21 protein-coding genes and 1 pseudogene are annotated in these 25,333 nt (G+C 67.5%); 14 read left to right on the top strand and 8 right to left on the bottom strand.

Going from position 1 to position 25,333, the window contains the following annotated elements:
* Nucleotides 1–155: 155 nt before the first annotated feature.
* The 3 genes from ACM6JT_RS16250 to ACM6JT_RS16260 all read right to left on the bottom strand — a co-directional run bounded on the left by ACM6JT_RS16250 (nucleotide 156) and on the right by ACM6JT_RS16260 (nucleotide 2,624).
* Nucleotides 156–527, bottom strand: a complete 372-nt coding sequence (locus ACM6JT_RS16250) for a nuclear transport factor 2 family protein (protein WP_414856881.1) — start codon at nucleotides 525–527, stop codon at nucleotides 156–158.
* Between the two features lie 102 nt (nucleotides 528–629).
* Entirely contained in the window at nucleotides 630–1,229 is a 600-nt protein-coding gene (locus tag ACM6JT_RS16255) for a hypothetical protein (RefSeq protein ID WP_414856840.1), read from the bottom strand.
* 390 nt (nucleotides 1,230–1,619) lie between these two features.
* Nucleotides 1,620–2,624 (bottom strand): AraC family transcriptional regulator, encoded by a 1,005-nt coding sequence (locus tag ACM6JT_RS16260; protein WP_105393456.1) that lies wholly within the window; start codon nucleotides 2,622–2,624, stop codon nucleotides 1,620–1,622.
* A gap of 144 nt (nucleotides 2,625–2,768) precedes the next feature.
* Between ACM6JT_RS16260 and ACM6JT_RS16265 the strand changes: the two genes are divergently transcribed.
* Genes ACM6JT_RS16265 through ACM6JT_RS16275 form a run of 3 tightly spaced genes read left to right on the top strand, consistent with a single transcriptional unit; the run spans nucleotide 2,769 to nucleotide 6,426 of the window.
* A complete protein-coding gene (locus tag ACM6JT_RS16265; protein WP_414856841.1) occupies nucleotides 2,769–4,436 on the top strand; it encodes an acyl-CoA synthetase in 1,668 nt (555 codons plus the stop codon).
* A 13-nt stretch (nucleotides 4,437–4,449) separates the two neighbouring features.
* A complete protein-coding gene (locus ACM6JT_RS16270) occupies nucleotides 4,450–5,217 on the top strand; it encodes a 3-hydroxyacyl-CoA dehydrogenase (RefSeq protein ID WP_414856842.1) in 768 nt (255 codons plus the stop codon).
* A gap of 18 nt (nucleotides 5,218–5,235) precedes the next feature.
* Nucleotides 5,236–6,426 (top strand): acetyl-CoA C-acetyltransferase, encoded by a 1,191-nt coding sequence (locus ACM6JT_RS16275; protein WP_414856843.1) that lies wholly within the window; start codon nucleotides 5,236–5,238, stop codon nucleotides 6,424–6,426.
* Between the two features lie 108 nt (nucleotides 6,427–6,534).
* On the opposite strand, the gene ACM6JT_RS16280 is transcribed toward ACM6JT_RS16275, so the two are convergent.
* Complete coding sequence (locus ACM6JT_RS16280; RefSeq protein ID WP_414856844.1) at nucleotides 6,535–7,227, bottom strand: TetR/AcrR family transcriptional regulator; 693 nt, start codon at nucleotides 7,225–7,227, stop codon at nucleotides 6,535–6,537.
* A 356-nt stretch (nucleotides 7,228–7,583) separates the two neighbouring features.
* Between ACM6JT_RS16280 and ACM6JT_RS16285 the strand changes: the two genes are divergently transcribed.
* The 8 genes from ACM6JT_RS16285 (at nucleotide 7,584) to ACM6JT_RS16320 (ending at nucleotide 18,126) form a co-directional block, all read left to right on the top strand.
* Nucleotides 7,584–8,864, top strand: coding sequence for a Zn-dependent hydrolase (locus ACM6JT_RS16285; protein ID WP_414856845.1), 1,281 nt, complete (start codon nucleotides 7,584–7,586; stop codon nucleotides 8,862–8,864).
* 127 nt (nucleotides 8,865–8,991) lie between these two features.
* A complete protein-coding gene (locus ACM6JT_RS16290) occupies nucleotides 8,992–10,329 on the top strand; it encodes an NAD(P)-dependent oxidoreductase (RefSeq protein WP_414856846.1) in 1,338 nt (445 codons plus the stop codon).
* 55 nt (nucleotides 10,330–10,384) lie between these two features.
* On the top strand, nucleotides 10,385–11,692 hold the full coding sequence (preA, locus tag ACM6JT_RS16295) for an NAD-dependent dihydropyrimidine dehydrogenase subunit PreA (protein ID WP_131947620.1): 1,308 nt from the start codon (nucleotides 10,385–10,387) through the stop codon (nucleotides 11,690–11,692).
* Nucleotides 11,693–11,792: 100 nt separating this feature from the next.
* Nucleotides 11,793–13,301, top strand: coding sequence for an NCS1 family nucleobase:cation symporter-1 (locus tag ACM6JT_RS16300; protein WP_217591151.1), 1,509 nt, complete (start codon nucleotides 11,793–11,795; stop codon nucleotides 13,299–13,301).
* A 65-nt stretch (nucleotides 13,302–13,366) separates the two neighbouring features.
* Nucleotides 13,367–14,824: a dihydropyrimidinase gene (hydA, locus tag ACM6JT_RS16305; protein WP_414856847.1), complete on the top strand. Its 1,458-nt coding sequence runs from the start codon at nucleotides 13,367–13,369 to the stop codon at nucleotides 14,822–14,824.
* Between the two features lie 152 nt (nucleotides 14,825–14,976).
* On the top strand, nucleotides 14,977–16,251 hold the full coding sequence (locus ACM6JT_RS16310) for a NupC/NupG family nucleoside CNT transporter (RefSeq protein WP_034184951.1): 1,275 nt from the start codon (nucleotides 14,977–14,979) through the stop codon (nucleotides 16,249–16,251).
* A 38-nt stretch (nucleotides 16,252–16,289) separates the two neighbouring features.
* Nucleotides 16,290–17,606 carry a thymidine phosphorylase gene (gene deoA / locus ACM6JT_RS16315; RefSeq protein WP_414856848.1) on the top strand — a complete coding sequence of 439 codons (1,317 nt, stop codon included), beginning with the start codon at nucleotides 16,290–16,292 and terminating at the stop codon, nucleotides 17,604–17,606.
* 130 nt (nucleotides 17,607–17,736) lie between these two features.
* Nucleotides 17,737–18,126 (top strand): cytidine deaminase, encoded by a 390-nt coding sequence (locus ACM6JT_RS16320; protein WP_105393467.1) that lies wholly within the window; start codon nucleotides 17,737–17,739, stop codon nucleotides 18,124–18,126.
* A gap of 49 nt (nucleotides 18,127–18,175) precedes the next feature.
* Here ACM6JT_RS16320 and ACM6JT_RS16325 read toward each other — a convergent pair whose 3' ends face one another.
* The 4 genes from ACM6JT_RS16325 to msrB form a co-directional block, all read right to left on the bottom strand.
* Entirely contained in the window at nucleotides 18,176–19,291 is a 1,116-nt protein-coding gene (locus tag ACM6JT_RS16325; RefSeq protein ID WP_072444024.1) for an aromatic ring-hydroxylating oxygenase subunit alpha, read from the bottom strand.
* 221 nt (nucleotides 19,292–19,512) lie between these two features.
* Nucleotides 19,513–20,256: a peptide-methionine (S)-S-oxide reductase MsrA gene (gene msrA, locus ACM6JT_RS16330; RefSeq protein WP_072444023.1), complete on the bottom strand. Its 744-nt coding sequence runs from the start codon at nucleotides 20,254–20,256 to the stop codon at nucleotides 19,513–19,515.
* 86 nt (nucleotides 20,257–20,342) lie between these two features.
* The gene (locus tag ACM6JT_RS16335; RefSeq protein WP_414856849.1) at nucleotides 20,343–22,217 is read right to left on the bottom strand and encodes a cytochrome c biogenesis protein DipZ; all 1,875 of its coding nucleotides are present in this window, start codon (nucleotides 22,215–22,217) and stop codon (nucleotides 20,343–20,345) included.
* A gap of 35 nt (nucleotides 22,218–22,252) precedes the next feature.
* The gene (gene msrB / locus ACM6JT_RS16340) at nucleotides 22,253–22,789 is read right to left on the bottom strand and encodes a peptide-methionine (R)-S-oxide reductase MsrB (RefSeq protein WP_414856850.1); all 537 of its coding nucleotides are present in this window, start codon (nucleotides 22,787–22,789) and stop codon (nucleotides 22,253–22,255) included.
* A 976-nt stretch (nucleotides 22,790–23,765) separates the two neighbouring features.
* On the opposite strand from msrB, the pseudogene ACM6JT_RS16345 reads away from it, so the two are divergent.
* From ACM6JT_RS16345 to ACM6JT_RS16355, 3 genes and pseudogenes are all read left to right on the top strand, one after another.
* Nucleotides 23,766–24,116 (top strand): annotated as a pseudogene (locus ACM6JT_RS16345) (DUF1016 N-terminal domain-containing protein); the annotation flags it as partial.
* A gap of 475 nt (nucleotides 24,117–24,591) precedes the next feature.
* Nucleotides 24,592–24,786 carry a type II toxin-antitoxin system VapB family antitoxin gene (locus ACM6JT_RS16350; protein ID WP_095400851.1) on the top strand — a complete coding sequence of 65 codons (195 nt, stop codon included), beginning with the start codon at nucleotides 24,592–24,594 and terminating at the stop codon, nucleotides 24,784–24,786.
* On the top strand, nucleotides 24,783–25,187 hold the full coding sequence (locus ACM6JT_RS16355) for a PIN domain nuclease (protein WP_131947613.1): 405 nt from the start codon (nucleotides 24,783–24,785) through the stop codon (nucleotides 25,185–25,187). The genes ACM6JT_RS16350 and ACM6JT_RS16355 overlap by 4 nt, the downstream gene beginning before the upstream one ends.
* The last annotated feature ends 146 nt before the right edge of the window (nucleotides 25,188–25,333 follow it).

Consider the following 25,333-nt stretch of genomic DNA (forward strand, 5'->3'; position numbering starts at 1 on the left):
GCGGAAATGCGAGGCGGCCGGGCAACGGGTAGCGTGCTCCATCATCGCATCAACAGCAATCCTATTCACGACCGTCGGTGTCGGTCGCCTCGATTCTCTCGAGCGCGACACGGTGAGCTATACCGCTTCCCTCGCCCTCACCCATCCAGCGAGGGCTACATGATCTGCGATGCATGCCCGGCGGCGACGCGCCAGCCGGTATCCGATCGACGCCACAGGCGCGTATAGGCAAATGTGCCGTCGAACGCAGCGCCGTCAAAACGGCCGGCAAGTGTCGCCTTCGTCGTGGTCAGGATCATCTCGCCGATCTCGCATGCCCGCGTTTCGAGGAAATCGAGTCTGTCGAGACGCAGCAGCTTCGCGCGATGCGTGGACAGATCGTCCTCCTTCGAGATGATCTGGCCGGTCGGAACGGTGAACACCAGATCGTCGTCCAGCAACGCATCGAGCGCGTCGACATCGTTGGCCAGCATCGCAGCACGAAGCGCGGTTTCGTAGGGTTCGATGACTGTACTGATTGCATCCATCTCGGGACCTCTCACCATCTCTGAAGGTTTGTGGTTCCGCTCATCGGCGGTGACCTGTTGCAGCACGCAACGCGTTCCAAACACTGCGGCGACGGCAAGAGCCTACCGCGCGTTCGACAGCGATTGACGTCGAACCAGCATGATCAGGCAGATGCCGATCGACGCGATGATGTTGACGGCCGGATAGAACGCGACCGCAATACTCCACGTGCTCAGTGCCAGCAACGCCAGCGCGTACTTGAGCACGCACAGCGCGAAATACGCGAGGCTCTCGCTCCACGGATCGCGGATCGTCTTGCGGACGGTCGGGCCGAGACCGGCAAGCTCGATCAGCGTGACCAGGCAGATCGAGACCGTCGGATCGTCGGCTAGCATCCAGAGCGGAATGGCCGAAAGGGCTGCGCACAGGAAAAACCAGTCGATGCCGGTCCAGCCGCGTTCGCCGCGAAAAATGCTGGCGACCAACGTCAGGAAGCACGTGACGGCAATCGCCGCCGTGCACCACGCGGAGGGCCCCGCACCCGCGACGAACTGGCCGGCGGCCGCGATCGCCGTGACGACCGACCACACGAGCCACGTGAACAGATGCGGACGAACGGTGCGCCGGTAGATCGCGAGCGCGTACGGAATCGCTGCCAGCAAAGACACGGCAGTTCCGATAGCGCCAAAGAACGATGCGGCACCCTGATCGACACTCACCATCGACGCAATCTTGTTCGCGCGGGCTGACCAGTATGTGGCCGGAAGGACCGGGGCGCAATGTCGCGCCGGGCAGCGCCGCGGGCAGTTGCGCGGTGCATCGCACCGGAATGCCGATGCCGGCGACCGATGCGGTCAAACGCAAACGAACCCAAGCAAACCCAAACAAACCCAAACAAACGGCACAGGGATCGTGAAGCAGCTGGAGCACCCACTGCATGACGGCCGAATGAATAGAAATAACCTAGTATCGGCGCGGGGGCGGTGGTGGTTTGTCGGTCGTTTGCCGTCGCATATCGGTCGCGGATGGCAGCAAGAGGTTCGCATCGTATCAGCGTGGTGTGGCGGGATATCCGTATCCGCTACGTACGACACGCCTCCTCGGCGTGCGATTCAAGGTTCCGGATTCGCCGCATGCACGTCGCGCCGGAACGCGCCGGGGCTCGTGCCCGTCCATTTGCGGAATGCGCGATGAAATGCGCTCGGCTCGGTGAAGCCGAGCTCGGCCGCGATCTCCGCGACGCTGAGTGCGTGCCCGCGCAGCAGCGACTGGGCCAGCGCGCCGCGCAACTCGTCCTTGATCGCAGCGAAGCTTTGTCCTTCACTGCGCAAACGCCGCCGCAGCGTCGCGGGCGTCGTGCCGAGGCGCACAGCCAGCGAATCGAAGTCGGGCCACTCGGCGGCGGGCAGCGCCTTCAGGTGCGCGCGCGTCTTCGCAACCCAGCCCGTGTCGTGCCGGTAGCGGACCAGCAGGTTGCCGGGCGCTCCGCGCAGGAAAGTCTTCAGCGCCTGCGCGGAGCGGATCGTCGGCAGTGCGAGATAGGCGGCGTTGAACGCGAGCCGGCTGTCGGGGCGGTCGAAATGCACGGGCACGCCGAAGAACTGCTGATAGTCGCTGCGCTGGTCGGGGCTCGGGCACGCGAAATCGATGCGCTGCAGCGGGATGCGCCGGCCGGTCAGCCAGCACGCGACGCCGAGCAGGATCAGCCAGAACGTCCGGTACGCGAATGCCGGATACGGCGCGCCCGATTGCGTCAGCACGATCTGCGCCTGCCCGTCGGCCACGACGAGCTCGCCGTGCGGCTCGTCGAGCACCACGCGCAGGAACTGCAGCGCCCGCCGCAGCGCCTTGTCGAGCGTGCCGGCATGCAGCACCGCGTGGCACAGCAGCTTGAAGCTGCCTTGCCGCATCGGACGCGCGGCGAGCCCGAAGAATTCGTCGTCGATCGTGCCGGCGATCGCGAGCCACAGGCGGCCGTATTGTTGCGGCGTGACGGGCTCGCACACGATGGCCGGCAGGCCCGCGGCGCGCAGCACGGGCGCCGTCGCGATGCGTTGCCGGCGCAGGCACGCGAGCGCGTCGTCGACGAAATCCGGCGAAATCATCTGCGGCCCCATTTTCCTGTGTCCTCCCGACATGGCAAAAGCGATCACGATTCTAGATTCTGTTTGTCATTGATTGCAATGTGACGGCTGTCTACTATCGATGTATCCCCGTCGCGCCGCTGGCTCGTCGGCGGCCATAACGCACAGGAGACACGCATGCCTGATGGAGCAACCGCCCGGGCGGTGCCGGCTTACGCCGACGCCGTGGCCCGGTTTAGTATCGAGACCGCCGCCGCGCATCTGCACGGCGACCTGGAGCGCGGCCTGAACGCATGTGTCGAATGCTGCGACCGGCACGCATCGGCGGACGCGATCGCGCTCGACTGGATCGATGCGGGCGGGCAGCACCGCCGCTTCACGTTCGCGCAGATGCGGGCGCTGTCGGCACGCGTGGCGAACCTGCTGGTCGCGCAAGGCGTGAAGCCGGGCGACGTGGTGGCTGGCCTGTTGCCGCGCACGCCCGAGCTCGTCGCGACGATCCTCGGCACGTGGCGCGCGGGCGCCGTCTATCAGCCGCTGTTCACTGCGTTCGGCCCGAAGGCGATCGAGCACCGGCTGCGGATGAGCGACGCGCGCCTGGTCGTGACCAACGTCGCGAATCGCGCGAAGCTCGACGAGATCGCCGGTTGCCCGCCGGTCGCGACGGTGCGCGAGCCGGGCGACGCGCTGCCGGAACGCGACATCGATTTCCGCGCGGCGCTGGACGCTCAGCCCGACACGTTCGAGCCGGTGCTGCGCAAGGGTACGGATCTGTTCATGATGATGTCGACGTCGGGCACGACGGGCCTGCCGAAGGGCGTGCCGGTGCCGCTGCGCGCGCTGCTCGCGTTCGGCGCGTACATGCGCGACGCGGTCGACCTGCGCGAAGGCGACCGGTTCTGGAACATCGCCGATCCGGGCTGGGCGTACGGCCTCTATTACGCGATCACGGGTCCGCTGCTGCTGGGCCACGCGACGACGCTCTACGAGGGTGGCTTCACGGTCGACAGCACGTACGACGTGATCGAACGGCTCGGCATCACGAGCCTCGCCGGCTCGCCGACCGCGTACCGGATGCTGATGGCGGCCGGTCCGGAAGCGGCGGCGCGCGTGAAGGGCAAGCTGCGCGTGGTCAGCAGCGCGGGCGAGCCGCTGAATCCGGAAGTCGTGCGCTGGTTCGACGCGGCGCTCGATGCACCGATCTACGATCACTACGGCCAGACCGAACTCGGGATGGTCGTGAACAATCACCACGGCCTCGCACACGTCGTGCACGCCGGCTCGGCCGGCTTCGCGATGCCCGGTTATCGCGTCGCGGTGCTCGACGAAGCGAGCCACGAGCTCGGCCCCGGCGAGCCGGGCAACCTCGCGATCGACATCGCGCGCTCGCCGCTGCTGTGGTTCCACGGCTACTGGCAGCAGGACACGCCGGCGATCGCGGGTGGCTACTACCGGACCGGCGACAACGTCGAGCTGGAGCCGGACGGCACCGTGAGCTTCATCGGTCGCGCGGACGACGTGATCACGTCGTCCGGCTACCGGATCGGCCCGTTCGACGTGGAAAGCGCGCTGATCGAGCATCCTGCCGTCAGCGAAGCCGCCGTGATCGGCGTGCCGGATCCGGAGCGCACGGAGATCGTCAAGGCGTTCGTCGTGCTGTCGAAGGGCTTCGACGGCACGTCGGCGCTGGCCGAGGAACTGAGCCAGCACGTGAAGCGGCGGCTGTCCGCCCACGCCTATCCTCGCGCGATCGACTTCGTCGACGCGCTGCCGAAAACCCCGAGCGGCAAGATCCAGCGCTTCGTGTTGCGCAAGATGGAAGCCGAGAAGGCCGCTCAACCCTGAATACGGATTGCTAATGAATATCAAGGATCGCGTTTTTTTGATTACGGGCGCCGGTTCGGGCCTTGGTGCCGCGGTAGCGCGCATGGTCGTCGCGGAAGGCGGCAAGGCCGTGCTGCTGGATGTCAATGACGATGCCGGTGCGAGCCTCGCGCACGAACTCGGCGCGGCCGCGCGCTTCGTGAAGACCGACGTGACGAGCGAAGCCGACGGGCACGCAGCCGTGGCCGCCGCGCGCGACGCGTTCGGCCGCATCGACGCGCTCGTCAACTGCGCGGGCGTCGCACCCGGCGAGAAGGTCGTCGGCCGCGACGGTCCGCACTCGCTCGACCGTTTCGCGCGCGCTGTGTCGATCAATCTCGTCGGCACGTTCAACATGATCCGGCTGGCCGCCGAAGCGATGTCGAAGCAGGATGCCGACGCGGAAGGCGAGCGCGGCGTGATCGTCAACACCGCGTCGGTCGCGGCGTTCGACGGGCAGATCGGGCAGGCCGCGTATGCGGCGTCGAAGAGCGGCGTGGTGGGCATGACGCTGCCGATCGCGCGCGAACTCGCGCGGTTCGGTATTCGTGTCGTGACGGTCGCGCCCGGCATCTTCGCGACGCCGATGATGGCCGGCATGCCGCAGGACGTGCAGGACGCGCTCGGCAAGAGCGTGCCGTTCCCGCCGCGGCTCGGCCGCCCGGAAGAATTTGCGGCGCTGGTGCGCCACATCGCCGAGAACACGATGCTGAACGGCGAAGTCATCCGTCTCGATGGCGCGTTGCGCATGGCACCGCGCTGACACTGGAGGAAACGAATCATGGCGAATCAGGATCCGATCGTAATCGTTGGTATGGCGCGTACGCCGATGGGTGGTTTTCAGGGCGACCTGGCTGCGGCTAGCGCGAGCGAGCTCGGTGCGGTAGCGATTCGCGCGGCGCTCGAGCGCGCGAACGTGCCGGCCGAGCGTATCGATGAAATCGTGTTCGGCTGCGTGCTGCCGGCCGGGCAGGGCCAGGCGCCGGCGCGGCAGGCCGCGCTGAAGGCCGGGCTGCCGCTCGCGGCGGGCGCGACCACGGTCAACAAGATGTGCGGCTCCGGGATGAAGGCCGCGATGTTCGTGCACGACCTGCTGCTGGCAGGCTCGGCGGGCGTGGCCGTTGCGGGCGGGATGGAAAGCATGACGAATGCGCCGTACCTGCTGCCGAAAGCGCGCGCGGGGATGCGGATGGGCCACGGCCAGGTGCTCGACCACATGTTCCTCGACGGGCTCGAGGACGCGTATGACAAAGGCCGCTTGATGGGCACGTTCGCCGAGGATTGCGCGCAGGCGTACCAGTTCACGCGCGAAGCGCAGGATGCGTTTGCGATCGCGTCGCTGACGCGCGCGCAACGCGCGATCGCCGAAGGGCATTTCGTGTCGGAGATCGCGCCGGTGACCGTGAAGGCCGGCAAGACCGAAGCAGTCGTGTCGATCGACGAGCAGCCGGGCAAGGCGAAGCTCGACAAGATCCCGACGCTGAAACCGGCATTCCGCGAAGGCGGCACGGTGACGGCAGCGAACGCATCGTCGATCTCGGACGGTGCGGCGGCGCTGGTGATGATGCGCCGCTCGGAAGCGGAGCGCCTGGGCCTCACGCCGAAGGCCGTGATCGTCGGGCATTCGACTTACGCAGACAAGCCGGGCCTGTTCGCGACCGCGCCGGTCGGCGCACTGCGCAAGCTGTCGGAGAAAACCGGCTGGAACCTGCGCGACGTCGATCTGTTCGAGATCAACGAAGCGTTCGCGGTGGTGCCGATGGCCGCGATGCGCGATCTCGACCTGCCGCACGAGAAGGTCAACGTGCACGGCGGCGCGTGCGCGCTCGGACATCCGATCGGCGCATCGGGCGCGCGCGTGATGGTGACGCTGCTGGCCGCGCTCGAAACGTATGGCCTGAAACGCGGCGTCGCGTCGCTGTGCATCGGCGGCGGCGAGGCGACGGCCATCGCGATCGAGCGCATCGCGTAACGTGTAGCGCATAACACGCACGCTGCGACGCGGGCGACGGGTATCGCGCAGGAAACGCCTGCGTGGTGCTCGTCGCCCGTTTTTTATTCGGCGGCTCGCGTGGTTGCGCTACGGCTTCGTGTTCGGCGACACGGCCCCGCATGCGCGTATCACGAGCTGCACGACCTGCTCGGTCTTCTCGTCGAACGCCTTCCGCGTGAACGCGCGCTTGCCGCTCAGCGCGCGGATCTGCGCATCGAAATCCGCATAGTGCTGCGTGGTCGCCCAGATCAGGTACATCAGCGCATGCGCGTCGATCGGCGCGAGCAGCCCGCGCGCGATCCAGCCGTCGATCACCTTCACGCGCGTGTCGAACCACGGCTTCACGCGTTGCGACAGGATGTCATGCATGTGCTCCGCGCCATGGATGATCTCGTTGGCCCAGACCTTCGAGCCGAGCGGGCGCCGCCGCGACAGATCCATCTTCGCGCGCACGTAGCCGCCGATCGCTTCCACCGGATCGTCGCTTGCCTCGAACGAGCCGGCCGCGCGATGCCAGTCCTCGAACAGGTCGTCGAGCACGCGGCGGTACAGCGCGAGCTTCGTCGGGAAGTAGTAGTGCACGTTTGCCTTCGGCAGGCCGGCGCGTTCCGCGATCATCGCGGTGCTCGCGCCGTCGAGCCCGCGCTCCGCGAACACGGCTTCCGCACAGGCGAGCAGATGCGCTTCGTTGGACTCGCGGATGTGCGCCTTGCGTCGCCGCAAAGGCGCGGACGTTTCTTCGCTGTCGGTCGCTTCGGCTGCCGCCTCGTCATGTCTCATCGTTACCCTCGCGCGGCGGGCATGCCGCGTTGGGCTTCATTCTAGCCGCTGATTCGTGTCGGACGCACGCGTGCGGACACTGCGCATCCGCAGCGATGCTGCGTTGCGATGGCACGTTTCTCGCTCTATCGAACCACGAAAGAAAGACATTGCCTTGGTCATTTTGATCGTCTAAAACCTGTCCAATCGGACAGGATTCGACGAGCAGCGCAATGCGGTTCCGGCAATTCGTCGGACGAACTTCGCGCACGACCGGGACATGCACCGCGCACGGGCGGGTATGCCCCGAAACAGGTATTGCACGCACCGGCGCAGACCGGTCCGACGACATCACCTACCCCACAGGAGCGATGCGAATGAACGCGGTATCGGAAACAGTGAAGCGGCCGGTCTTCGACCCGTCGATCAAGGTCGACGGCAAGCGGTTGTGGGACAGCCTGATGGAAGTCGCGAAGATCGGCGCGACGCCGAAAGGCGGCGTGTGCCGCCTCGCGCTGACCGATCTCGACAAGGCCGGCCGCGACCTGATCGTCGGCTGGGCGAAGGCCGCCGGCTGCGCGGTGACGGTCGATACGATGGGCAACGTGTTCATGCGCCGCGCGGGCCGCGTGGCGGACGCGGCGCCGGTCGTCACGGGCTCGCACGCGGATTCGCAGCCGACGGGCGGCCGCTTCGACGGCATCTACGGCGTGCTCGGCGGCCTCGAGGTGATTCGCAGTCTCAACGATCACGGGATCGAGACCGAGCATCCGGTCGAGGTCGTGATCTGGACCAACGAGGAGGGCTCGCGCTTCGCGCCCGCGATGGTCGCGTCCGGTGTGTTTGCGGGCGTGTTCCCGCTCGAATACGGGCTGTCGCGCAAGGACGTCGACGGCAAGACGATCGGCGAGGAGCTGGCGCGCATCGGCTACGCGGGCGACGTGCCGTGCGGCGGACGCAAGCTGCACGCGGCGTTCGAACTGCATATCGAGCAGGGGCCGATTCTCGAAGCGGAGTGCAAGACGATCGGCGTCGTGACCGATGCGCAGGGGCAGCGCTGGTACGAGATCACGTTCACCGGCCAGGAGGCGCATGCGGGACCGACGCCGATGCCGCGCCGCCGCGACGCGCTGCTCGGCGCGTCGCGCGTGGTCGATCTCGTCAACCGGATCGGCCTCGATCATGCGCCGTTCGGCTGCGCGACGGTCGGCATGATGCAGGTCCATCCGAACTCGCGCAACGTGATTCCGGGCCGCGTGTTCTTCACCGTCGATTTCCGTCATCCGGACGACGCCGTGCTCGCGAAGATGGACGCCGCGCTGCGCGACGGCGTCGCGCGCATTGCGGCCGGCATCGGGCTCGAAACGGAACTCGAGCAGATTTTCTACTACAAGCCCGTCGCATTCGATGCGGCGTGCGTGGCGGCCGTGCGTGACGCGGCCGATCGCTTCGGCTACTCGCACCGCGACATCGTGTCGGGTGCAGGGCATGACGCATGTTATCTGGCGCAGGTCGCGCCGACGTCGATGGTGTTCGTGCCGTGTGTCGACGGCATCAGCCACAACGAGATCGAGGACGCGACGCCCGCGTGGATCGAGGCCGGCGCGAATGTGCTGCTGCACGCGATGCTGTCGCGCGCATGCGAGCCGGCTTCATGACGAATCGACCGTAGCAGCCGGCAGGCCGCGCATCGCCTGACCGCAGGATTCCTCAGCATGACCGCCCCGACTGTGCATTCGCAGCCGGCGGGGACGGCTTTGTCTCCACCCAGTCGAAGGAACGCGTATGACCACCAAGCCAACCGGCGATATCGCCGCGCATCGCCTGTCGTCCACGCAACTCTCGTGCGAATTCGCCGATATCGCGCCGCTGCTCGATCCGACTGCGGCGGCGGCCGCTGCCAGCCGCTGTCACTACTGCTACGACGCGCCGTGCGTACAGGCGTGCCCGACGCAGATCGACATCCCGAGCTTCATCCGCAAGATCGGCAACGGCAACCTGAAAGGCGCCGCGACCGACATCCTGTCCGCGAATCCGCTCGGCGGCATGTGCGCACGCGTGTGCCCGACCGAGATCCTGTGCGAAGGCGCATGCGTGCGCAACCATCAGGATGCGCAGCCGGTCGCGATCGGCGCGCTGCAGCGGCACGCGACCGACTGGGCGATGGCAACCGGGGCGGTACGTTTTACGCGTGCGCCCGATACGGGCCGCCATGTCGCGGTGGTCGGCGCGGGGCCGGCCGGGCTCGCGTGCGCGCACCGGCTCGCGCTCGCCGGGCACCGCGTGACGCTGTTCGACGCGCGCCAGAAGGCCGGCGGTCTCAACGAATACGGGATCGCCGCGTACAAGACGGTCGACGATTTCGCGCAGCGTGAAGTCGGATGGCTGCTGTCGGTCGGCGGCATCACGCTGAAAACGGGTGTTGCGCTCGGACGCGACATGACGCTCGACACGCTGCGCGAGCAGCATGACGCGGTGTTTCTCGCGATGGGCCTCGGCGGCGTGCGCGCGCTTGCGATCGACGGCGAGCAACTGGCCGGCGTGATGAACGCGGTCGACTTCATCGAGCAGGTGCGGCAGGCCGACGGGCTGGAGAGCGTGCCGGTCGGGCGGCGCGTGGTCGTGATCGGCGGCGGCAATACGGCCATCGATGCGGCCGTGCAGAGCCGCAAGCTCGGCGCCGAGCGCGTGACGATGGTTTACCGGCGCGGTGTGGATGCGATGAGCGCGACGTGGGCCGAGCGCGAGTTCGCGCAGAAGAGCGGCGTCACGCTCGTCACGCACGCGAAGCCGGTGCGCATCGCGGGCGCGAACGGGCAGGTGACGGGCGTCGAGTTTGAAGCGGCATCGGGCGAGCGCTTCACCGTCGATGCGGACATGGTGCTGAAGGCGATCGGCCAGACGCTGGTGCCCGACGGCATCGCGGCCGCGTTGCTGACGACGGACGGCGCGCGCATCGCGGTGGACGCGGACGGGCGCACGGCACTGCCCGACGTGTGGGCCGGCGGCGATTGCGCGGCGACGGACGGCATCGACCTCACGGTGCAGGCCGTGCAGGACGGCAAGCGCGCGGCCGCGTCGATCGACGCGGCGCTCGCGCTGCGCGACGCGAAGGCGGCATAAGCGCCCGCGCACGCATCCACTCCACGACAACGACCCCACTCTCACGGAGCCGAACATGGCCGACCTTCGCTGCACCATCGCGGGCATCACTTCGCCGAATCCCTTCTGGCTCGCGTCCGCGCCGCCGACCGACAAGGCCTACAACGTCAACCGCGCATTCGAGGCGGGCTGGGGCGGCGTCGTGTGGAAGACGCTGGGGCTCGATCCGCACGTCGTCAACGTCAGTTCGCGCTACGGCGCCGTGCAGTGGAACGGCCAGCGCATCGCGGGGCTGAACAACATCGAGCTGATCACCGACCGTCCGCTCGACGTGAACCTGAGAGAGATCGCGCAGGTCAAGCGCGACTGGCCGGACCGCGCGCTGATCGTATCGCTGATGGTGCCGTGCAACGAGCGCGACTGGAAATGGATCCTGCCGCTCGTCGAGGATACGGGCGCCGACGCGGTCGAGCTGAACTTCGGCTGCCCGCACGGGATGAGCGAGCGTGGGATGGGTGCGGCCGTGGGGCAGGTGCCCGAATATGTCGAGATGGTCACGCGCTGGGTCAAGGAAGGCACGAAGCTGCCGTGCCTCGTGAAGCTCACGCCGAACATCAGCGACATCCGGATGGGGTCGCGCGCCGCGTACAAGGGCGGTGCCGACGGCGTGTCGTTGATCAACACGATCAACTCGATCGTCGCGGTCGATCTCGACCACATGGCGCCGATGCCGACCGTCGACGGCAAGGGCACGCACGGCGGCTATTGCGGTCCGGCGGTCAAGCCGATCGCGCTGAACATGGTCGCGGAAATCGCACGCGATCCGGAAACGCCGAACCTGCCGATCTCGGGCATCGGCGGCATCTCGACGTGGCGCGACGCGGCCGAATTCATCGTGCTCGGCGCCGGCAGCGTGCAGGTGTGCACCGCGGCGATGCATTACGGCTTCCGGATCGTGTCGGATCTCGCCGACGGCCTGTCGAACTGGATGGACGAGAAGGGCTACGCGACGCTCGACGACGTGCGCGGCCGCGCGGTGCCGAACGTGACCGACTGGAAATACCTGAACCTGAAGTACGACATCAAGGCGCGCATCGACCAGGACCGCTGCATCCAGTGCGGGCTGTGCCATATCGCGTGCGAGGACACGTCGCACCAGGCGATCACGCGCGAGAAGGACGGCGTGCGGCACTTCGAAGTGATCGATTCGGCGTGCGTCGGGTGCAATCTTTGCATGCACGTGTGTCCGGTCGAGCAATGCATCACGATGGAGCGCGTCGACTCGGGCGAGTACGCGAACTGGACCACGCATCCGAACAATCCGGCGCGCACCGATGCGGGGGCGAGCCCGGCGGCGCCCGAGAAGCACGCGAAGGCGGCCTGACCTGCGTCCGGCGGCGCGCGAGATCCGGCGCCGCCGTTTTTCGTTTCCGTGAGCCGGCATCGCGCGATGCCGGCGCTGACGTTTACGTGGAGTGCCTCCGATGAAGCCAGCAGCGACCCCCGCCGAACCCGACAGCGCCGCGGCGCCGGGCGGCAGCCTGTACAACGACGACCTCGCGCCGACGACGCCGGCGCAGCGCACGTGGAAGTGGTATCACTTCGCGGCGCTGTGGGTCGGGATGGTGATGAACATCGCGTCGTACATGCTCGCGGCCGGGCTGATCCAGGAAGGCATGTCGCCGTGGCAGGCGGTGATGACCGTGCTGCTCGGCAACCTGATCGTGCTCGTGCCGATGCTGCTGATCGGCCATGCGGGCGCGAAGCACGGGATTCCGTACGCGGTGCTCGTGCGCGCGTCGTTCGGCACGCAGGGTGCGAAGCTGCCGGCGCTCTTGCGCGCGATCGTCGCGTGCGGCTGGTACGGCATCCAGACCTGGCTCGGCGGCAGCGCGATCTACACGCTGCTGAACATCCTGACCGGCAACGCGCTGCACGGCGCGGCGCTGCCGATAGTCGGCATCTCGTTCGGGCAGTTCGCGTGCTTCCTCGTGTTCTGGGCGCTGCAGATCTACTTCATCCTGCACGGCACCGATTCGATCCGCTGGCTCGAAAGCTGGTCCGCGCCGATCAAGGTCGTGATGTGCGTGGCGCTCGTATGGTGGGCGACGTCGAAGGCGGGCGGCTTCGGTTCGATGCTGTCGGCGCCGTCGCAGTTCGCGGCGGGCGGCAAGAAGGCCGGGCTGTTCTGGGCGACCTTCTGGCCGGGCCTGACCGCGATGGTCGGCTTCTGGGCGACGCTCGCGCTGAACATTCCCGATTTCACGCGCTTCGCGCATTCGCAGCGCGACCAGATGATCGGGCAGTCGATCGGGCTGCCGCTGCCGATGGCGCTGCTGTCGGTGGTGTCGGTCGTCGTGACGTCGGCGACGGTCGTGATCTACGGCAACGCGATCTGGGACCCGATCGACCTGACGAGCCGGATGACGGGCATCGGCGTGGGCATCGCGCTCGTGATCCTCACGCTCGACACGATGTGCTGCAACCTCGCCGCGAATCTCGTCGGCCCCGCGTACGACTTCTCGAGCCTGTGGCCGAAGGCCATCTCGTACCGCACGGGCGGGATGATCACCGCGACGATCGCGATCGTGATGATGCCGTGGAAGATCCTCGCGACGACGGACGGTTATATCTTCACCTGGCTCGTCGGTTATTCGGCGCTGCTCGGGCCCGTCGCGGGCATCATGATGGTCGACTACTTCCTGATTCGCGGCACGCAGCTCGACACGCGCGCGCTGTTCGACGAGCGCGGCGGCTTCAGCTACGCGCGCGGCTGGAACCCGGCCGCGCTGGCCGCGCTCGCGGTCGGCGTGCTGCCGAACCTGCCCGGCTTCCTGCACACGGCATTTCCGGCGTCGTTTCCAAACGTGCCGGCGTTCTTCAACACGCTTTACACGTACGCGTGGTTCGTCGGCCTCGTGCTGGCGTCGGGCGTGTACGGCACCTGGATGAAGTGGCGCGCCGGACAGCGCGCGCAGATCGCGAGCGCATGACGCGTGCTGTGCATGTGACCCGAGCGCCGCATGCGGCACCCGACAGTCAACGAGGAGGCAACCAAATGGCAATCCTGATTCGCGGCGGCACCGTGGTCGATGCGGACCGCTCCTATCGCGCGGACGTGCTCTGCGCGGATCCGCAGGATGGCGGCACGATCCTGCAGATCGCCGAGAAGATCGACGCGCCGGCCGGCGCGAGCGTCGTCGACGCGCACGACCAGTACGTGATGCCGGGCGGCATCGATCCGCATACGCACATGGAACTGCCGTTCATGGGCACGACCGCGAGCGACGATTTCTACTCGGGCACGGCCGCCGGGCTGTCGGGCGGCACGACGAGCATCATCGACTTCGTGATCCCGAGCCCGAAGCAGCCGCTGATGGACGCGTTCCGCGAATGGCGCGGCTGGGCCGAGAAGGCGGCGGCCGACTACGGCTTCCACGTGGCGGTGACGTGGTGGGACGAGAGCGTGCATCGCGACATGGGCACGCTCGTGCGCGAGCACGGCGTGTCGAGCTTCAAGCACTTCATGGCGTACAAGAACGCGATCATGGCCGACGACGAGATCCTCGTGAACAGCTTCTCGCGTTCGCTCGAACTCGGCGCGCTGCCGACCGTGCACGCGGAGAACGGCGAGCTCGTGTTCCGGCTGCAGCAGGCGCTGCTCGCGCGCGGCATGACGGGGCCGGAGGCGCATCCGCTGTCGCGGCCGCCGGAAGTCGAAGGCGAGGCCGCGAACCGCGCGATCCGCATCGCGCAGGTGCTCGGCGTGCCCGTGTATATCGTGCACGTATCGTCGAAGGATGCGGTCGACGCGATCACGCGCGCGCGCAGCGAAGGGCTGCGCGTGTTCGGCGAAGTGCTGCCGGGCCATCTGGTGATCGACGAGGCCGTCTATCGCGACCCGGACTGGACGCGGGCGGCCGCGCACGTGATGAGCCCGCCGTTCCGCTCGGCCGAGCATCGCGAGGCGCTGTGGCGCGGGCTGCAGGCGGGGCAGCTGCATACGACGGCGACCGATCACTGCGTGTTCTGCGCGTCGCAGAAGACGATGGGCCGCGACGATTTCACGAGGATTCCGAACGGCTGCGGCGGCGTCGAGGATCGCATGTCGGTGCTGTGGCATCACGGCGTGAATCACGGCCGCATCACGCCGAACGAGTTCGTGCGGATCACGTCGACGAACGCCGCGCAGATCTTCAACCTGTATCCGCGCAAGGGCGCCGTGCAGGTGGGCGCCGACGCCGACCTCGTCGTGTGGGATCCGGCCGCGACGAAGACGATCTCGGTGAAGACCCACCACCAGCAGGTCGATTTCAACGTGTTCGAGGGGATGACGGTGCAGGGCGTCGCAACGCACACGCTCACGCGCGGCGCGCTCGCGTGGGCCGACGGCGACCTGCGCGCGGTGCGCGGCGCGGGCCGCTATCTGAAACGCCCGCCTGCGGCCGGCTACTACGAGGCCGCGCGCATTGCGAACCGGCTACGCGAACCGCATCCGGTCGAGCGCGCGGGCTGAGCGACGCGTGTCGCGCGGGGCGTGTCCGTTCGCACGGCACGCCCCGCATGCATTTGAGCGTGCCGACCGGGTAATATCCACCGACAGCGTTGCACGAACGTTCCCGGCGGCGTGCGGGACAGATCAATAACATTGAGAGAAAGGAGCACAAGGTGGATATTCTGCGCAGTCTCCTGGGTATGTTGTTCCTGCTGCTGGTTGCCTATCTGCTGTCGAACAACCGGCGCGCGGTGAGCGGCCGAACCCTGATCGCCGCGCTGCTCACGCAGTTCGCGATCGGTGCGCTGGTGCTGTTCGTGCCGTCCGGCCGCGCGGCGCTGGCAGCGGCCGCGAACGGCGTCAATCGCGTGCTCGACATGGGCAACCACGGCATCGCGTTCGTGTTCGGCGGGCTGGTCGACAGCCGGATGTTCCAGTTGTTCGGCGACGGCGGGTTCGTATTCGGCCTGCGCGTGCTGCCGATGATCATCTTCGTCACCGCGCTGATCGCGGTGCTGTACTACGTCGGCGTGATGAAGTGGATTGTCGCGATCCTCGGCGCCGGGCTGGCGAAAGTGCTCGGCGTGAGCCGTATCGAGGCGTGCTCGGCCGTCGCGACGATCTTCCTCGGGCAAAGCGAGATGCCCGCGCTCGTGAAGCCGTTCGTGCGGAACATGACGAGCGCCGAGATCTTCACGGTGATGGCGAGCGGCATGGCGTCGGTCGCGGGCTCGGTGCTGGTCGGCTATGCCGGCCTCGGCGTGAAGATGGAGTATCTGCTCGCCGCGTCGTTCATGGCGGTGCCGGGCGGGCTGCTGTTCGGCAAGCTGCTGTTTCCGACCGTCGAGCCGAGCCGTGTCGTGGTCGACGGTCTCGATTTCGACGACAAGCGGGCCGCCAACGTGATCGAGGCGGCGGCGTCCGGCGCGTCGGTCGGACTGCGAATCGCGATCAACGTCGGCGCGATGCTGATCGCGTTCGTGGGGCTCATCGCGCTGATGAACCTCATCGTCGGCGGCGTGGCTGCGTTCGCGGGCTTTCCGCAGGTCACGCTGCTGGGCATCCTCGGCCACCTGTTCGCGCCGCTTGCGTGGATCATCGGCGTGCCGTGGCACGACGCGGCGCTGGCCGGCAACTTCATCGGCGAGAAACTGATCTTCAACGAGTTCGTCGCGTACGGCGACCTGTCGCCGTACCTGAAGGGCAGCGAGCACGTCGCGGCGGCCGGCCTGCAAGTGCTTGACCCGAAGACGCTCGCGATCGTGTCGTTCGCGCTGTGCGGCTTCGCGAACTTCTCGTCGATCGCCATTCTCGCGGGCGGCTTCAGCGCGGTCGCGCCGGAGCGTCGGTCGGAAGTCGCCCGGCACGGCTTGCGTGCGCTGACGGCCGCGACACTGTCGAACCTGATGAGCGCCGCGATTGCCGGCCTGTTCTTCTCCCTGCATTGACCGTGCAGCGGCCACTGACCGAACGAGGAGATGCAACGATGTTTCTACCGCAGGAATTCATCCGCAAGAAGCGCGACCGGCAGCCGCTCGATCGCGACGAGATTGCCGCGTTCGTGCGTGGCGTGACCGACGGCAGCGTGACCGAGGGCCAGGTGGCGGCATTCGCGATGGCCGTGTATTTCAACGACCTGAGCGTCGACGAACGCGTCGCGCTGACGCTTGCGCAGCGCGACTCGGGCGACGTGCTCGACTGGCGCGCGCTCGATCTCGGCGGACCCGTGATCGACAAGCATTCGACCGGCGGCGTCGGCGACGTCGTGTCGCTGATGCTCGGGCCGATGGTGGCCGCGTGCGGCGGCTACGTGCCGATGATCTCGGGGCGCGGGCTCGGCCACACCGGCGGAACGCTCGACAAGCTCAGCGCGATCCCCGGCTATGACGTGACGCCCGATACGGATGCGTTTCGCCGCACGGTGCGCGACGCCGGCGTCGCGATCATCGGGCAGACCGCGCGGCTGGCGCCGGCCGACAAGCGCATCTATGCGATTCGCGACGTGACGGCGACCGTCGAGTCGGTCGCGATGATCACCGCGTCGATCCTGTCGAAGAAGCTCGCGGCAGGACTCGACGGGCTCGTGATGGACGTCAAGGTCGGCTCCGGTGCGTTCATGCCGACCGTCGAGCAATCGGCGGAACTGGCCCGCAGCATCGTCGACGTCGGCAACGGCGCCGGCATGAAGACGACCGCGATCCTCACCGACATGAACCAGTCGCTCGCACCGTGCGCGGGCAATGCGCTCGAAGTGGCGTGCGCGATCGACTACCTGACCGGCAAGTCGCGTCCGGCCCGGCTGCATGAAGTGACGATGGCGCTGTCGGCACAGTTGCTCGTCACCGGCGGGCTGGCAGGCGATGCCGCGCAGGCGCGCGCGATGCTGCAACAGGCGCTCGACTCGGGCGCGGCGGCGGAACGCTTCGCGAGAATGGTCGTGGCGCTCGGCGGCCCCGCGGACCTGATCGATGCGCCTGGGCGTCATCTCGCGCGGGCGGCGGTGATCGTGCCGGTTCCGGCGCGCGCGAGCGGCGTCGTGCAGCGGGTCGATTGCCGTGCGCTCGGGCTGGCGGTCGTCGCGCTCGGCGGTGGCCGCACGCGCGCGGCGGATGCGATCGACACCCGTGTCGGCCTGTCCGCGCTCGCGGAGATCGGGCAGCGCGTCGAGGCCGGCCAACCGCTCGGTTGCGTGCACGCCAGCGACGCCGCCGCGGCGGCGCGCGCGGTGGACGCGGTCCAGCGCAGCTACGTGCTGGGCGAAACGGGCGATGCGCCGCCGACCATTTACCAGCGGATCGGCTGACCGGCCGCCGGTGCCGGCACGGCGGGTGCGTGCGGGCGTCGGCGGCCGCTTCACATCACGGGATGTATCGTGCGCGCCGGGATGCGGCTGCGTCGATGCATCCCGGCACACCACCGGAGGCATCATCGAGATGGAACGAGACGAATTGCTCGAACAGGCAAAGGCGGCGCGCGAACGCGCGTATGCGCCGTATTCGCGCTTCAAGGTCGGCGCGGCGCTGCAGGCGCGCGACGGGACGATCTTTCGCGGCTGCAACGTCGAGAACGCGTCCTACGGACTGTGCAATTGCGCGGAGCGCACGGCGATGTTTTCGGCCATCGCCGCCGGCTATCGTCCGGGGGACTTCGCGCGGCTCGCGGTCGTCGGCGACACGGACGGCCCGATCGCGCCATGCGGCGCGTGCCGTCAGGTGATCATCGAGATCGGCATGCCCGACATCGAAGTGATCCTGGGCAACCTGAAAGGCGATGTCGAGGTCACGACGGCACACGCGTTGCTGCCGGGCGCGTTCCGGTTGTAGCGGAGCGCGCCGCGGCGAGCCTGCGCGGTCGTGCGGCGCGCCGCGCGTATTACGCGCCGTCGCGTGCTTCGCGGATCGGGATCACGGTGCGGCCGCCGCATTGGCGCAGCAGGTCGCGCAGTTCGTTGATGACCGGAAACACCTCGTGGTTCCAGTCGGCGCCCTGGCGATCGTGCGCTTCCTGCTCGCGCTCGACGATCCAGCGATCCTCGCGGAAGATGCGCTCGGTGAACCAGACGAGCAGCGGCCACGCGAGATCGAGCGCGAACGGGATGCCGGGCTTGTGGATCGACAGCAGTCCGAACGTGCGGTTGGTGCGTTGCTCGGCGTCGAGCGGCACGTAGACGATCCACAGGTCCATCACGAGCGTGCCTTCGCTCGAACGGATCCGCAGCGTCTGGTACGGGTAGCCGGTGCGCACCGTCATCACGCTCTTGTCGGACTGGTCGGCCGGCTTCTTGCTCGCGCCGAACACGAGCGCCTCGCCGACCGGCTGCTTGCCTTCCATCCGCGCGAACGTGTAGTCGACCTCGACCCAGTCGTCGCCGCGGCGACGGCCCACCGAGCGCGCGCGCATCTGCCCCATCTGCTTGCGATGCAGGAACTGATGGTTCATGTCCATCAGGTTCTCGTGCATGAACGAGTAGTGGCACTTGACCTCGCGGCCGAAGCGGCGGGTCTTGTACGCGGGGTTGTCCGCCGATTCGAGCGCGGGGAACGGCCGCGTGTCGGCGAGCGTCGCGTCGCCGGGGAACACGAAGATCAGCCCGTGCGCTTCGCGGCACGGATACGCGCGCACGCCGTTCGGCAAACGCTCGCGGCCGAGGTAGGGCACGTCGACGCAGCGGCCGCTGTCGCACGCGTAGGTCCAGCCGTGATAGCAGCAGCGCAGCGTTTCGCCGCTCACGACGCCAGCATGCAGCGGCACCTGGCGGTGCGCGCAACGATCTTCGAGCGCGTACACGGCGCCCGATTCGGTGCGCACGAGCACGATCGGATCGCCGGCGAAGCGCACGCCGAGCGTCTTGCCGCGCTTGAGCTCGCGCGACCACGCGAGCGGATACCAGTGATCGGGGTGAATGGGCACGCGGCGCAGATCGCGCACGAGCGCGCCGGAAGACGATTCTTCGAGGGTGCTGCTGTCAGGCAAAGGCACTGCGAGCATGCGTGACGTCTCCTGGCTGGGCAGAAAGTCCGGGCGCCGCAAGAAACGGCGGGGATCTTGAGAAGTCTACGCGAAGTTGCCCGATGTGGCGGACACGATGCGGGTTTGCCCCGGCATGACGGCCGGGGTTTCGTTGATGCGGCGCAAACCGGGCCGCAGGCGGTGCGCGCCCGCCCCGGCTGCGCGGCGGGCGGCAACCCTGCCGCGCGGCCGGCTGCCGGTCACGAGCCGGCATCGCGCCACAGCACCGCGTCCGTGCGGTACAGCGCCGGGAAGCGCTGCTTCAGCCCGGCGACCTTCGGCAGGTCGTTGAACGCGATATACGGCGCGTCGGGATGCAGTTCGAGGTAGTTCTGGTGATAGGCCTCGGCCGGATAAAACCCCTTGTATGCCTCGACGCGCGTGACGACGGGCGCCGGAAACACGTGCGCGCTGCCGAGCTGCGCGATATATGCGGTCGCGACCGCGCGTTGCTGCGCGTTGGTCGGGAAGATCGCGGACCGGTACTGCGGCCCTTCGTCGGGGCCCTGCCGGTTGAGTTCGGTCGGGTCGTGCGCGACCGAGAAGAACACCTGCAGCAGCCGGCCGTACGTGATCTGCGTCGGGTCGTAGACGATGCGAACCGATTCCGCGTGCCCGGTCAGCCCCGAGCCGACGAGCGCGTAGTGCGCGGTTTCGGATGCACCGCCTGCATAACCCGCCGTGACCTGCTTCACGCCCTTCACGTGCTCGAACACGCCCTGCACGCCCCAGAAGCAGCCGCCGGCGAGCACGGCCGTTTCGTCGTGCGATGCACCGGGCGTTTCGTCGAGCGTCGGCGCGGGCACGGTGCGCATCGGCTCGGCGGAATTGACGATGCGCTGGAAGCCGAACACGGCGGCGGCCGCGACGGCGATGGCGCCGATGCGGCGCAGCATCGCTGCGCGCCGTCGTGGCGCGGAATCGCGGGTGGGTGTCGGGTTCATCGTTTGCTCCTTCGGAATGCGTTGTGGAAGACGGTGCTCGGGTGGCGGCGTTGCCCGCGTGCGGCGCTCGCGTGCGGCGCCCGCGTTCAACCGAAAGTGAATGCGTACGCATCGACGCCGGGATCGAGAAATTCGATTGCGAACGTGCGGTCTGCGATCGCGCCGGGCTGCCGGACGAGCTGGTACAGGCGCTGCCCGGTGACGGTGCCGTAGCCCTGCGCGTCGACGTCGGCGCCGTGCGCGGCACCGGGCGCCGCGCCGTCGAGCGTCACGCGAAAGCGCACGGGCTGGCCGTTCGCGCCCGGGCCGAGCACGAGGTGCAGGTCGCGCGCATGGAAGCGGTAGACGATCCGGCCGGACGGCGCGGCGAGCGACGCGCGCTCGGCGCCGACCTGCCAGGTGCCGGCGAGGCCCCAGTCGTTGAGACCGGGGCGCGCCGGCGCGTCGTAGCGATGCGCCGCGTCGCGCACGACGCCGCCCGGCGACGAGAAATCTTCCGCACGCGCATAGCCGACATAGGTTTCGGGCGAGCGGACGTCCGCGGGGTCCGCCGCCGCGAGCGCGCCCTTCGCGGGCGCACCGGCCAGCCCGAGCGGCACGTTCAGCGCTTCCGGATGGCCGGCTTCGGCGAGCAGCGACTGGATCGCGCGTTCCGACTGCGCGTATTCGCCTTCGCCGAAGTGGTGATGGCGGATGCGCCCTTGCGCGTCGATGAAGTAGTGCGCGGGCCAGTATTCGTTGCCGAACGCGCGCCAGATCGAATAACCGTTGTCGATCGCGACCGGGTAGTCGATGCCGAGGTCGTGCACGGCTTTCTTCACGTTGCCGATGTCGCGCTCGAACGCGAACTCCGGCGCGTGCACGCCGATCACGACGAGCCCGTACGGCGCGTACTTGCGCGCCCACGCGTTGGTGTACGGCAGCGTGCGCAGGCAGTTGATGCACGAATAGGTCCAGAAATCGACCAGCACGACCTTGCCGCGCAGGCCGGCCGCCGTCAGCGGCGGCGAGTTCAGCCACTGCACGGCGCCGTCGAGCGACGGCAGCGTGCCTTCGACGGGCAGCGCGGATGGCTTCACGTCGGCCGCGCGCATCATCGCGCTGCCGGCCGTCGCACCGCCGCCGGACTGCGCGCCATCGGCAGTCGCGGCCATCATCGCGCCGCCACTTGCGTTGCCGGACGCGTTGCCTGCCGTATTACCCGTGGCGGCTGTCGTTGCGGGCGCACCGTTCGAGCGCCCGCCGAGCCTGTCGACGAGCTTCGTCTCGAGCCCGCCCGTCGTGACGGTCGACAGTTGCGCGAGCGCACCCGTATCGAGGCCGAGCGCGATCGCGCCGACGCCGGCCAAGAGCGCCGCGCCGATCCCGCGCCGGATCCATTCGCCGGCGCCGAGCGAGCGCTTCATCGCGGCGAACACCTTGCCGCCGATCACGAGCGCGACGGCGAGCGACGTCGCCGCGCCGGCCGCATACGCGACGAGCAGCAGCGTCGTGCCGACGCTCGCGCCGCGCAGCGCGGCGCCGGTCAGCACGAGCCCGAGGATCGGGCCCGCGCACGGCGCCCACAGCAGGCCGGTCGCGACGCCGAGCAGCAGCGACGACGCGGGGCCGGCCGGGCGGCCGTCGCGCTGCGCGAGACCGGTGAGCCGGTTGCCGGCCGCGACGAGCGGGCGCGTCAGGTGTTCCGCGAAGCGCGGCATCAGCAGCGTCAGGCCGAACACCGCGAGCAGCACGATGGCGATCCAGCGGCCGGCCTGGTTGGCCTGCGCGACCCAGCCGCCGCCGACGGCGGCGAGCGTCGCGACGACGGCGAACGTGAGCGCCATGCCGGCCAGCAGCGGCAGGCCGGTGCGCACGAACGGCTGGTCGGCGCGCGCGAACACGAACGGCAGCACGGGCAGGATGCACGGGCTCAGGATCGTGAGCACGCCGCCGAGATAGGCAAGGACGATGAGCAGCATGGTGCGTTCTCCAGTCGGTCGGGAGCGGGGCCGGATCAGGCGGCGGCCGGGTGGAAGGCGAGTGCGAGCCCGTTCATGCAGTAGCGCAGGCCGGTCGGCGGCGGGCCGTCGTCGAACACGTGGCCGAGATGGCCGCCGCAGCGGCGGCAGTGCACTTCGGTGCGGACCATCCCGAACGACGCGTCGGCGTGGGTGCCGACCGCGTGGTCGAGCGATTTCCAGAAGCTCGGCCACCCCGTATGGCTGTCGAACTTGGTGGCCGACGAGAACAGCGCGAGGTCGCAGCCGGCGCATGCGAACGTGCCGGGCCGGTGCTCGTCGTTCAGCGGGCTGCTGTACGGCCGCTCGGTGCCGGCTTCGCGCAGGATCGCGAACTGGGCGGGCGTGAGCCGGCGATGCCATTCGGCGTCGCTGAGCGTGATTTCGAAAGGGGCGGCCATCCGTGGGGCTGCCGGCGGCGGCGCGGCGAATGCGCGGCCGACCAGCGCGCGGCGGCCGGTGGACGACAGCGCCGCGAGCGCGGCGAGGCCGGTGGCGCCGGCGAACAGCAGCAGATGTCTGCGGGTGGGCATGATGGGCTCCTGGAAGCAGGTCCTGAAAACATGCGCCTATCGTAGGCAGCGGCCGGTGTCGAAGTCCTCACGGAAAGTTAAATGATTTGTGATGTCTGGGTGTTCCGTCGAGGCGCGCTGAAATCCGTCGAAGCTCCAGCTGGCAAGGGCCTTCGAGCGGGTGAGCCGCAGATGCTTACCGAGCACCTGTTCGCGCCGCGATTTTTAGTGTCTTTTTAGTGTTCGTCGAGTGGCGCGGCGAATCGGGACTTTGGTTTGCCGATCGAATCGGACTGAGACACGAGCGTTGTTTGACTGCGGTCGCGAATCACATCGAGCGTCTGATGCGCATTGATAGACGGATGAATTTGCAAGCTATCGCGACCGACGCGTGGTGCGCGTGTGGACGCGGACGTTTGACAGTTTCTACGTAGAAACTTCAAGAAGCGAGTTAGGACGTGCGCCGTTGTGCAGTGAAATGGCGACGCGATGCGCTCCGCTGAGGTGGTCCATTCATAGGCAGGATCCGGCGGAATGAAGGGGGACATAGTTAGGGCTATGTTACCCTTCATTTCGGGACATAAGCGAAGCCTCCGCGTACGAGGCACCGTGTCCGAGGGGCATTAAGCGCCCCCGCCGCGGCGATCGAAAAACGCTGCCGCCACCGTCTCGGCGCCCCTGTATTTCTGGCGCGGGCGACGACGTGCCGGTGGGCGGGTTCATTGGGCATTGCGTCACACGCGGGCCTGGAGGTTCTTCGATCCGAGCCGGGCGACTGGAGGGTGGCTTCGTCTCTGGCGACGCCGAAGCTCAATTGCGAGCACCCACATTTAGCGCGGTGAGGGGGCGAGGGCTTCGGCGGGAAGATGGCTGGATTCTCTCCGCGGTGCGGAGAGAATTGGGGGAGCGCCCAGCAGGGTTCCGCCGTTGCTGAGATTCCGGTAACGTGGCCACTGCTGGCGCGCGCCGGCCCGCCGATTCCTCCATTCCCAACAAGATTACCGAACTCGTCCCCGCATCCCTCTTGACCGACATCCGCTGCATGATTGATTCGGCGCGCGCCCGGGCGGCCGCGGCCGTCAACGCAGAGCTGACCCTACTTTATTGGCAGGTTGGTCGTCGCATTCGAGATGATGTGCTGGGCGGGGAGCGCGCGGGCTACGGACAACAGATCCTCCCCGCGCTCGCACGACAACTGAGAGCTGAGTACGGCCGTGGTTGGAGCGAGCAGCAATTGCGCCACTGCATCCGCGCGGCCGAGGTGTTCCCGGATGAACCAATTCTCTCCGCACTGCGGAGAGAATTGAGCTGGACCCATCTGAAGATGTTGATGTACGTCGCCGACCCGAATAATCCCGCGCATGGAAGTTCCTGCTCCTGATTCTGGCTCGACGCAAACACCGCTATCCAATCACACCGATTTTCGCGCCGTAAAGTAAAGCGGCACCTGCCGCGTGGTTGGGGCAATCGCGCGTCCTGAATCGTTCGATGAGGCCCACGACGATCAGGATGATTCCAACAGCCGCGATAAGAACCGGCACGGAGAAAACAAACATCACCTCCGCGTCGCCTTACGGACATTGGCTCACAGAACAGGCACGATCAAAAGTAAATGAATTGTGATGTCTGGGTGTTGTTGCGGGGGACGCCGGAATCCGTTCAAGCGCCGGCAGACAGGGGGCTCTCGGGGGGAGCCGCAGATATTTGCTGAAATCCGTGGGGTTGCTCTGCCTGAGGGGTGGTAGGTTGATTGCGCCCGGGCCGGATGCAGCCATCTGCAATGTGTGTAATCGAATTGATTTATACACATAGCGAGGCATGCCATGCGTACCAACATTGAAATCGACGACAAGCTGATGGCCGAGGCACTTGCCGCAACCGGTGTCAAAACCAAGCGGGAAGCCGTCGAGCTCGGTTTGAAGACGATCATCAGGCTCAAACAGCAAGAGCAGATTCGCCAGTTTCGCGGAAAACTCCACTGGGAAGGCGATCTCGACGCGATGAGGACGGATCGATGACGCTCGTGGATTCGAGCGTCTGGATTGACTATTTTCGTGGCAAGGTTTCGCCGGAAACCGACAAGCTGGACGGTTTGCTCGGCAACGAGGCGCTGTTGTCGGGCGACCTGATCGTGGCAGAGGTGTTGCAAGGTTTCCCGGCTGAATCCGAATTCAATGTGGCCCGCCAGTTGATGACGACGCGCTTGAATGTCGTGTCGCTGGTCGGTACCGATAACGCCGTCCAGGCCGCACGAAATTATCGCGACTTGAGGGCGCGAGGCGTGACGGTCCGCAAGACCATCGACACGCTGATCGCGACTTACTGTATCGAGAACGGCGTTTCGCTGCTGTACAGCGGTCGGGACTTTGATCCATTCGTTCGATATCTGGGTCTTCGATCAGCCCTTTTAGATGATTGAGCAAAGCCAGGCCAGCCTCGCGGGCATGTAAGGATTCGGTAGTGGGCCTGTGCTGAGTGTGCCGTCGCTGGCTAATCAGATCGGCGGCGCGCCGGCAAGCGTTGTGGTGGTGCTCGGCGCTGGAAGCCGACCTGCGCGACGCGTTC

The sequence above is a fragment of the Burkholderia sp. IT-111MI5 genome (genome assembly GCF_949752865.1).
GTDB lineage: Bacteria > Pseudomonadota > Gammaproteobacteria > Burkholderiales > Burkholderiaceae > Burkholderia > Burkholderia pyrrocinia_C.

Coding starts and splice junctions, on each gene's coding strand:
- ACM6JT_RS16325 (WP_072444024.1), bottom strand. CDS start 19,291: ATGCTCGCAGTGCCTTTGCCTGACAGCAGCACCCTCGAAGAATCGTCT.
- hydA (WP_414856847.1), top strand. CDS start 13,367: ATGGCAATCCTGATTCGCGGCGGCACCGTGGTCGATGCGGACCGCTCC.
- ACM6JT_RS16250 (WP_414856881.1), bottom strand. CDS start 527: ATGGATGCAATCAGTACAGTCATCGAACCCTACGAAACCGCGCTTCGT.
- deoA (WP_414856848.1), top strand. CDS start 16,290: ATGTTTCTACCGCAGGAATTCATCCGCAAGAAGCGCGACCGGCAGCCG.
- ACM6JT_RS16320 (WP_105393467.1), top strand. CDS start 17,737: ATGGAACGAGACGAATTGCTCGAACAGGCAAAGGCGGCGCGCGAACGC.
- ACM6JT_RS16300 (WP_217591151.1), top strand. CDS start 11,793: ATGAAGCCAGCAGCGACCCCCGCCGAACCCGACAGCGCCGCGGCGCCG.
- ACM6JT_RS16285 (WP_414856845.1), top strand. CDS start 7,584: ATGAACGCGGTATCGGAAACAGTGAAGCGGCCGGTCTTCGACCCGTCG.
- ACM6JT_RS16260 (WP_105393456.1), bottom strand. CDS start 2,624: ATGGGGCCGCAGATGATTTCGCCGGATTTCGTCGACGACGCGCTCGCG.
- ACM6JT_RS16280 (WP_414856844.1), bottom strand. CDS start 7,227: ATGAGACATGACGAGGCGGCAGCCGAAGCGACCGACAGCGAAGAAACG.
- ACM6JT_RS16350 (WP_095400851.1), top strand. CDS start 24,592: ATGCGTACCAACATTGAAATCGACGACAAGCTGATGGCCGAGGCACTT.
- ACM6JT_RS16255 (WP_414856840.1), bottom strand. CDS start 1,229: ATGGTGAGTGTCGATCAGGGTGCCGCATCGTTCTTTGGCGCTATCGGA.
- msrB (WP_414856850.1), bottom strand. CDS start 22,789: ATGCCCACCCGCAGACATCTGCTGCTGTTCGCCGGCGCCACCGGCCTC.
- msrA (WP_072444023.1), bottom strand. CDS start 20,256: ATGAACCCGACACCCACCCGCGATTCCGCGCCACGACGGCGCGCAGCG.
- preA (WP_131947620.1), top strand. CDS start 10,385: ATGGCCGACCTTCGCTGCACCATCGCGGGCATCACTTCGCCGAATCCC.
- ACM6JT_RS16275 (WP_414856843.1), top strand. CDS start 5,236: ATGGCGAATCAGGATCCGATCGTAATCGTTGGTATGGCGCGTACGCCG.
- ACM6JT_RS16265 (WP_414856841.1), top strand. CDS start 2,769: ATGCCTGATGGAGCAACCGCCCGGGCGGTGCCGGCTTACGCCGACGCC.
- ACM6JT_RS16355 (WP_131947613.1), top strand. CDS start 24,783: ATGACGCTCGTGGATTCGAGCGTCTGGATTGACTATTTTCGTGGCAAG.
- ACM6JT_RS16290 (WP_414856846.1), top strand. CDS start 8,992: ATGACCACCAAGCCAACCGGCGATATCGCCGCGCATCGCCTGTCGTCC.
- ACM6JT_RS16270 (WP_414856842.1), top strand. CDS start 4,450: ATGAATATCAAGGATCGCGTTTTTTTGATTACGGGCGCCGGTTCGGGC.
- ACM6JT_RS16335 (WP_414856849.1), bottom strand. CDS start 22,217: ATGCTGCTCATCGTCCTTGCCTATCTCGGCGGCGTGCTCACGATCCTG.